Source organism: Mycobacterium sp. TH-M11, assembly GCF_057473725.1.
The window spans coordinates 1-8,512 of record NZ_JBYCLD010000131.1 but is presented as its reverse complement, the minus strand read 5'-3'; the positions used below and the strand labels follow the sequence as shown (position 1 = coordinate 8,512).

General features: G+C 65.4%; 7 protein-coding genes. 4 read left to right on the top strand and 3 right to left on the bottom strand.

The features are described 5' to 3' along the window. Positions 1-380: 380 nt before the first annotated feature. On the bottom strand, positions 381-788 hold the full coding sequence (locus tag AC2VOG_RS05825; protein ID WP_486938971.1) for a TIGR03668 family PPOX class F420-dependent oxidoreductase: 408 nt from the start codon (positions 786-788) through the stop codon (positions 381-383). A gap of 2 nt (positions 789-790) precedes the next feature. Next, positions 791-1,552, bottom strand: coding sequence for an SDR family NAD(P)-dependent oxidoreductase (locus AC2VOG_RS05820; RefSeq protein WP_486938970.1), 762 nt, complete (start codon positions 1,550-1,552; stop codon positions 791-793). A 192-nt stretch (positions 1,553-1,744) separates the two neighbouring features. On the opposite strand from AC2VOG_RS05820, the gene AC2VOG_RS05815 reads away from it, so the two are divergent. The 4 genes from AC2VOG_RS05815 to AC2VOG_RS05800 all read left to right on the top strand — a co-directional run bounded on the left by AC2VOG_RS05815 (position 1,745) and on the right by AC2VOG_RS05800 (position 6,704). Continuing rightward, entirely contained in the window at positions 1,745-2,773 is a 1,029-nt protein-coding gene (locus tag AC2VOG_RS05815; protein ID WP_486938969.1) for a S1C family serine protease, read from the top strand. 90 nt (positions 2,774-2,863) lie between these two features. Beyond that, positions 2,864-4,639, top strand: a complete 1,776-nt coding sequence (treS, locus tag AC2VOG_RS05810) for a maltose alpha-D-glucosyltransferase (RefSeq protein WP_486938968.1) — start codon at positions 2,864-2,866, stop codon at positions 4,637-4,639. Further along, entirely contained in the window at positions 4,636-5,955 is a 1,320-nt protein-coding gene (locus AC2VOG_RS05805) for a maltokinase N-terminal cap-like domain-containing protein (protein ID WP_486938967.1), read from the top strand. The genes treS and AC2VOG_RS05805 overlap by 4 nt, the downstream gene beginning before the upstream one ends. 68 nt (positions 5,956-6,023) lie before the next feature. Then, on the top strand, positions 6,024-6,704 hold the full coding sequence (locus AC2VOG_RS05800; RefSeq protein WP_486938972.1) for a YoaK family protein: 681 nt from the start codon (positions 6,024-6,026) through the stop codon (positions 6,702-6,704). A gap of 93 nt (positions 6,705-6,797) precedes the next feature. Here the strand turns inward: AC2VOG_RS05800 and AC2VOG_RS05795 are convergent, their stop codons facing one another. Further along, entirely contained in the window at positions 6,798-7,790 is a 993-nt protein-coding gene (locus AC2VOG_RS05795) for an esterase family protein (RefSeq protein ID WP_486938966.1), read from the bottom strand. Positions 7,791-8,512: the final 722 nt, after the last annotated feature.

The following is an 8,512-nucleotide window of genomic DNA, read 5'->3' as shown; positions in this document are numbered from 1 at the left end:
CCGACCACGGCACCGGTGGCCGGCTGGATCGATGCGATGCCTGCGCTCAAGGTTGGGGGTGCGATCGCCGCCACCGCCGGAGCGGCCGTGGCCCCCGCGGCCAGCGCGCCGGTCAGCGCCGCGAGCCAACCCACTCGAATCGCTCCCACCACGGTGTCCACCCTCCGAAACGATGCAAGAAGCCAAGCCTGCAATCGGTATACCCAATTGTGCCCTACGTTACGCGCAGCAAACCCGCCATAAATGGCGCGTGTTGCTCTCGGCGGACCGCATCGGCGGGCATATACCCTGCTGGGCGGGCTCCCGTCGGCCGCATGGCGGGCGTCGTGTTCTCGAGCCGGACGGGCGGTGGCAAGCATCGCCACAGACGTGAGGCTCGGTTACCCGTGCCAACTGCCCCAGCGCAGCACGGCGACGGCGATGACCGGGCCGATCAGCGAAACCGATTCATACTGGGCATATTTCGCGCGGAGCAGGTTCTGGCCGGCAGCCAGTTCCGTGCCCTCGTGGTGGATGGTGGCCGCGCCGTCGGCCCGCACCCACCACAGCTGAGTCCAATCCTCGTCGTAATGGTCGACGAGCAGGCTCACCTGCGGGTTGCGCTCGATGTTGGCCAAGCGCCGCAGTCGTTGGGTGGTCTTGGGTTTCGCGTCGACCGCGGTGTAGATGACGTGGTCGGCCACCGCGAACACCACCGGGACCAGGTGTGGGCGACCGTCGGCCCCGGCGGTGGCCAGCCTGGCGATCCGCGCTCGGGCGAAGTGCGCTTCGGGGTCGAAGTAGGGCATGCCTAGGTGATGGTCAGTCCACCGTCGACGACGATCGTCTGCCCGGTGACATACCCGCCGGCCGCCGATGCCAGCCAGATTGCGGTGGCCGCGAGTTCGCGGCCGTCACCGAGGCGCCCGAGCACCAATCGATGCGCCTGGCTGTCGAGATACTCGGGCGGATATTCGTCGGTCATTTCGGTCTTGAAGAATCCCGGGGCCAGCGCGTTGACCCGGATTCCCTTGCGCGAGCCCCACTGCTGGGCCAAGTCGCGGGTCAGCCCGATCACCGCGGCCTTGCTGGCGCTGTAGGCGGCCTGCGGCAGTCCGGCGGTGGTGATCCCGAGAATGCTGGCGATGTTGAGAATCGAACTGCCGGGCCGCATCACGCGCCCGCAAGCCTGCGCCATCCAATACGACCCGTTGAGGTTGACGTCGATCACCGACCGAAACTGTTCGGGCGTCTCCCGGGTCGCCGGGACCGCGGTGCCCACGCCGGCGTTGTTGATCAACACGTCCACCCGGCCGAACGTCTCCATCGCGGCGTCGACCAACGCCTGGCACTGCTCGGGCACACCGACGTCGGTGGCAAGCGTCAGCGCTCTGCGGCCCTCGGTCTCGACGAGCGAAGCGGTGTCGGCCAGTCGCTCCACGCGTCGTGCCCCGAGCACGACGTCGGCACCGGCCTCGGCGAATGCCTGAGCGAACGACACACCGAGACCCGACGAGGCGCCGGTCACGATGACCACTTTGTCGTCGAGTCGAAATGATTCAAGAACGCCCATGGGCGAGCCACCTTTGCCGTCGAGTTCCCGTCCAACCGAGAGCCTTGAAGTTACCGCCTGGTGAGCCGACGGCTGATCGGCGACGTCGATATGCCCGAATCGCCGCCGCAAGCTACGGTTAGGTAAACCAAGCTACGTCCGCCACGACGTAGCTGGCCAGTTGGTGCCGTGTTCGATGTAGGAGGTGGAGGGATGAGCGGATCGCACCGCCGCAAACCGCGGAGGTTACGCAGCGTCATCAGTCTGTGTTCGGCCGCCGGGTTGGCGCTGGCGACGGCACCCGCGAATGCTGCGCCGCCCACGCCGCCCCTCCCGCGCGACGTGGCCACCACCGCCGCGCTGGTGAGCCCGCAGATTGTCGACATCGACGCCAAGCTGGGGTATCAGAGCGCGATCGGCGCAGGAACCGGCATCGTGATCGACCCCAGCGTGATCCTCACCAACAACCACGTGATCGCGGGCGCGACGGACCTCACCGCGCGGTCGATCGCCAACGGCCAGGTCTTCCCCGCCACCGTGATCGGGTTCGACCGCCAGCACGACGTCGCGGTGCTGCAACTCGCCGGCGGCGGACTGCCGGTGGCCAACATCGGCAACTCCGACACGGTGCGCGTCGGCGACCCGATCGTCTTCCTGGGCAACGCGGGGGGCGTCGGAGGGGCGCCCAACGTCGAGGACGGCCGCATCGGCGCGCTGAATCAGACGGTGTCAGCCAACGACTCGTTGACCGGGAGCACCGAGACCTTGACCGGTCTGATCCAGGTCGACGGCAACATTCGTCCCGGCGACTCCGGTGGCCCGACGGTCAACGCCGACAACCAGGTGATCGGCATGAACACCGCCGCAACGTCGAACTTTCACCTTGGGCGCGGGCAGGGCTTTGCGATCCCGATCAACGAGGCCATGGCGATCGCGGGTCAGATCCGATCCGGTGCATCGTCGGCGACCGTTCACATCGGGCCGACCGCGTTTCTCGGCGTGGGGGTCAACGACGCCGGGGGCGGAGGGGGCGCGGTCATTCGCCAGGTCATCCCGACCGGGCCGGCCGCAGGCGCCGGGCTCAACCCGGGCGACGTGATCACCGCGATCAACGGCCAACCGGTCAACTCGGCCACCGCGCTGACGAACATTCTGGACCAGCACCACCCGGGCGACCACGTCACCGTGGGACTGCAGGGCCGTTCGGTCGATGTTCAGCTAGGTGACGGCCCGCCGGGCTGATCTCATTCCGCTGCCGAACGGAAGCGTTGAATTCGTCTGGCGCGGGAAGGTTTTCGATGCTTCATCCCGGGTAGGTGTAAGGTCGTGGAGTTGACCAGGGACAGAGAACACGCCTCCGATCATGATCCCGCAGCGGGAAGTCACGTTGAAGACGGTGTCGTCGAGCATCCCCGAGCCGACGAGTTCAACGAGGCCCAGTCGCTGCCCGCCGACCCGACCTGGTTCAAGCACGCGGTCTTCTACGAAGTGCTGGTCCGAGCCTTCCTGGATGCCGATGCGGACGGTTCCGGCGATCTCCAGGGCTTGCTGCAGCGGCTGGACTATCTGAAGTGGCTCGGTATCGACTGCATCTGGCTGCCGCCGTTCTACGACTCACCGCTGCGTGACGGCGGCTACGACATCCGCGACTTCTACAAGGTGCTGCCCGAATTCGGCACCGTCGAGGATTTCGTGGCGCTGCTCGACGCGGCGCACGAGCGCGGCATCCGGGTCATCACCGACCTGGTCATGAACCACACCTCGGACTCCCATCCCTGGTTCCAGGAGTCACGGCACGACCCCGACGGTCCGTACGGCGACTTCTACGTCTGGAGCGACACCAGCGAGCGCTACACCGATGCGCGAATCATTTTCATCGACACCGAAGAGTCCAACTGGACCTTCGACTCGGTGCGCAAGCAGTTCTACTGGCACCGGTTCTTCTCCCATCAGCCCGACCTGAACTACGACTGCCCGGCCGTTCAGGAAGCGATGATCGACGTGCTCCGGTTCTGGCTCGACCTCGGAATCGACGGTTTCCGGTTGGACGCGGTGCCCTATCTATTCGAGCGCGAAGGCACCAACTGCGAGAACCTGCCGGAGACCCATGCGTTCCTCAAACGGGTCCGCAAAGTCGTCGACGACGAGTTCCCCGGCCGGGTGCTGCTGGCCGAGGCCAACCAGTGGCCCGCGGACGTCGTCGAGTACTTCGGCGACGCCAGCACCGGCGGCGACGAATGCCACATGGCGTTCCATTTTCCGCTGATGCCGCGCATCTTCATGGCGGTCCGGCGTGAGTCGCGCTTCCCGATCTCGGAGATCCTGGCGCAGACGCCCACCATCCCTGATCTGGCGCAATGGGGGATCTTCCTGCGCAACCACGACGAGTTGACGTTGGAGATGGTCTCCGACGAAGAGCGCGACTACATGTATTCCGAGTACGCCAAAGACCCTCGGATGAAAGCCAACGTCGGGATCCGTCGTCGGCTGGCGCCGCTGCTGGACAACGACCGTAACCAGATCGAGTTGTTCACTGCGCTGCTGCTGTCGCTGCCCGGATCCCCGGTGCTGTACTACGGCGACGAGATCGGCATGGGCGACGTGATCTGGCTCGGTGACCGCGACGGGGTGCGCACGCCGATGCAGTGGACACCGGACCGCAACGCCGGCTTTTCCAAGGCCAATCCCGGTCGGCTCTATCTGCCGCCGAGTCAGGACTCGGTGTACGGGTATCAGGCCGTCAACGTCGAAGCGCAGCGTGACACCTCGACGTCGCTGCTCAACTTCACCCGGATGATGCTCGCCGTGCGTCGCCGACACGAAGCGTTTGCCGTCGGCAGTTTCGAGGAGCTCGGCGGCTCCAATCCGTCGGTGCTGGCCTTCCTGCGCCAGGCTCCCGACGGCGGCGACGCCGTGCTGTGCGTCAACAATTTGTCCCGTTTCCCGCAGCCGCTGGAAGTGAATCTGCAACATTGGAGTGGCCATACGCCGATCGAGCTCACCGGGCACGTCGAGTTTCCGCGCATCGGCCACCTGCCCTACCTGCTCACACTGCCGGGACACGGGTTCTACTGGTTCCAGCTGTGCGGGTCTGAGGAGTCGCAATGAATCTGCCGTGGTCGGACTGGCTTCCCCAGCAGCGCTGGTACGCCGGTCGAAGCCGCGAATTATCAACTGCCGATCCAGGTCTCGTCGTCGCTCTGCGTGACGGTCTGGATCTCGCGCTGGTGGACGTGACCTACACCGACGGCTCGGCCGAGCGGTACCAGGTGCTCGTCGGCTGGGATTCCGAACCGCCGACCGAGTTCAGCGCGATGGCCACCATCGGCGTCGACGGTGACCGGGTCGGCTTCGACGCCCTCTATGCCCCCGACGCCGCGGCGTTCTTGCTGTCTCTCATTGACTCATCGGTCACCCTCGACGGGGTGTCGTTCGGCAAGGAACCCGGTGTCACCCTGCCGCTGGACGCCTACCCGCGGGTCTCGGAGGCCGAGCAGAGCAACACCAGCGTCATCTTCGATCGCGACGCCGTCCTGAAGGTGTTCCGCCGGGTCAGCCCAGGTATCAACCCCGACATCGAACTCAACCGCGTCTTGGGCCGCGCCGGAAATCCGCACGTGGCCCGCCTGCTGGGCAGCTACGAGCTGACCGGTTCGGGCACCGACACCAGCGTGCCGCTGGGCATGGCGGCCGAGTTCGCGGGCAACGCCGCCGAAGGTTGGGCAATGGCCACCGCCAGCGTCCGCGATCTGTTCGCCGAAGGCGACCTCTACGCCTACGAAGTCGGCGGTGACTTCGCCGGCGAGTCCTACCGGCTGGGAGAGGCCGTCGCGTCCGTGCACGCCGGGCTCGCCGAGGCGCTGGGCACCGCGCAGGCCCCGTTCCCGGTCGACACCATGCTGACCCGGTTGTCGTCCACGGCCGATGCGGTGCCCCAACTCGGGGAGTACGTGTCGGCGATCGAGCAGCGCTTTGAGAAGCTGGCCGAACAGACCATCACCGTGCAGCGGGTGCATGGCGACCTGCACTTGGGCCAGGTGCTGCGCACGCCGGAGACCTGGTTGCTGATCGATTTCGAAGGTGAGCCGGGCCAGCCGCTGGAGGAGCGGCGGGCGCCTGACTCGCCGCTGCGGGACGTGGCCGGGGTGCTGAGATCCTTCGAATACGCCGCGTACGGGCCGCTTCTCGACCAGTCGGCTGACAAGATGTTGGCTGCGCGGGCTCGAGAATGGGTGCAGCGCAACCGAACAGCATTCTGCGATGGATACGCGGCCGCCTCCGATGTGGACCCGCGCGATTCGGAACCGGTTCTGGCGGCCTACGAGCTGGACAAGGCGATCTACGAGGCCGGATACGAGTCCCGACACCGGCCAGGCTGGTTACCCATCCCGCTTCGATCGATCGGCAAGTTTCTAGCAGTTTGATGTGAGTCTCGCCTGAATGGGAGTCCCCACTCTGCCCATGGCGTGGTTGCGGTGGAAGCATGCAGTCCATGCGGCGAGAGACGTTCTACAGTGAGGCTCGCCTGTCGTGGGTGCTGGCGGCGCTCGCCGGCGTGCTCGGTGCGACGGCGTTCACGCATTCGGCCGGCTACTTCGTCACTTTCATGACCGGCAACGCGCAACGTGCGGTGTTGGGCTACTTCGGCGATGACGTGCTGTTGTCGGTGACGGCGGGCATTCTGCTGCTGAGCTTCGTCGCCGGTGTGTTGGTGGCATCGGTGTGTCGCCGGCATTTTTGGGTGGCTCATCCACACGGGCCGACGGTGCTGACCACGTTCAGCCTGTTGGCGGCAACCGTCGTCGACGTGTTGGACGAGGGTTGGGAGGAGAATCAGCTCGACTTCCCGCCGATCATGTTGGTCGCCTTCGGCATTGGAGCGCTCAACACGTCGTTCGTCAAAGACGGCGAGGTGTCGGTGCCACTGAGTTATGTGACCGGAACGCTGGTCAAGATGGGTCAGGGCATCGAACGCCACCTCGCGGGTGGAAGCCTCTCGGATTGGCTCGGCTACTTCTTGTTGTTCGTCAGCTTCATCGTCGGGGCCACGGCCGGTGGTGTGATCAGCCTGTTCGTCAACGGAACCGGGATGCTGGTATTCGCGTCGGCGATGTGCGCATTGGCGACCGCTTTCACCTACTTCCACCAGGACCGCCGCGCGCTGCTGGAGTAAAGCGCTCCACCACTTCATCTTTGACGAAGAACATCGGCCGCAGCGCGGGGGGGAGCGCTGCGGCCGATGCAGGGGGGTGGGTTTCTCAGGTTCTCAGGTGGTGTTGGGTCCACCGCTCAGGGTGCGCTGAATGTCGGGCTTCATGGCGACCAGTTGCTGGTTCCAGTATCCCCAGTCATGCGTGCCGTTGGGCGGGAAGTTGAACGTGGCGTTGCGGCCGCCCGAGGCGATGTAGTTGTCGCGCCACTGCTCGTTGGTGCGTAGCGTGAACTGCTCCAAGAACTTGGCCGGCATGCTATTGCCACCCAGGTCGCTGGGAGTGCCGTTGCCGCAGTACACCCAGATGCGGGTGTTGTTCTGCACCAGGCGAGGGATCTGGACCATCGGGTCGTTGCGCTTCCAGGCCGGATCGCTGGTCGGGCCCCACATGTTGGTGGCGTTGTAGCCGCCGGCGTCGCCCATGGCCAGACCGATCAGCGTCGGCCACCAGCCCTCGGACGGGTTCAGGAAACCCGACAGCGATGCCGCGTAGGAGAACTGCTGCGGGTAGTACGCGGCCAGGATCAGCGCAGACCCGCCCGACATCGAAAGGCCGACGACGGCATTGCCGTTCGGTGAGATGCCCCGGTTGGCCTGCAGATAGGTGGGGAGTTCGCGGGTCACGAACGACTCCCACTTGTAGGTCTGACAACCGCTCTTGCCGCACGCCGGCTGGTACCAGTCGCTGTAGAAGCTGGACTGGCCGCCGACCGGCATGATCACCGACAGGCCGGACTGGTAGTACTCCTCGAAGGCGGGGGTGTTGATGTCCCAGCCGTTGAAATCGTCCTGGGCGCGCAACCCGTCGAGCAGATACACCGCGTGCGGGCCACCGCCCTGGAACTGGACTTTGATGTTGCGGCCCATCGCGGCGGACGGTACTTCCAGATACTCGACCGGCAGACCCTTTTTGGAGAATGCCCCCACGGTCGCCGAGCCGCCGATAGCACCGACCAGACCGGCCAGCAGGGCTGCACCGATGGCCGCGATTGCCAATCTGCGCGGCAGCTGTGCTGCCGTGCCGCGGAACTTCTCTGCGAACTTCATAGCTCCTATACCAACTTCCATCTGCCGCAAAGGCGGTCGAATAGCTGTCTGTGGCAGTCAAACACGCGGGTAACTACAAGCTTGTTACTCGCCTCGGGGTGGCGGATCGCGGTTCGCTAACGATTGAGTCGCGAACGTCACTCCTACATAACGATTGGACCTCTTCACCGAAAACGCCTATTGCCAAGCAGAATTCAGTCGGGGGCGTTATGGCCTCGTGACCACACTGCGACCAGTCACCGTAAACGTGTTGGTGCAGAGCTGGCCTCGGTGCCGAGCAGGAGTGGGCGTTTGGTTGCGTCCATGCCTTATCCGGCGATGGGCCAGCTCACTGGTCTGGCTCGTAAGTTAGTCGGGGCCGGCGGTTGCCTTCCCGCGCCGAGCTCGCCGTTGTGGCAGGCCGGCACGTGAACTTTGCCGCCAAAACGTCGATCTCGGCGCGCAAAGGCGATCATGGTGGACACCCCGGTGCACGCGTCCTGGCTCCATCGTCCAACGAAAAGCACTCTCCAACGATGTCACCGGCCCTGACGCCATCATCGACCATTCACACGGGCTCGACCACCATCAACGCGAGCACCACCCGGTCCAGCCCCGCGCAGCGTGACCCCCGGTGAACTTACGAGCCAGACCACCGCAGCATGATCGCTGGTGATCGAGTTGAGCATCCACGTGCTCCCGAAGCCGGCGATCGCCGCCGTCAGTGGCCACCCACAGGACCG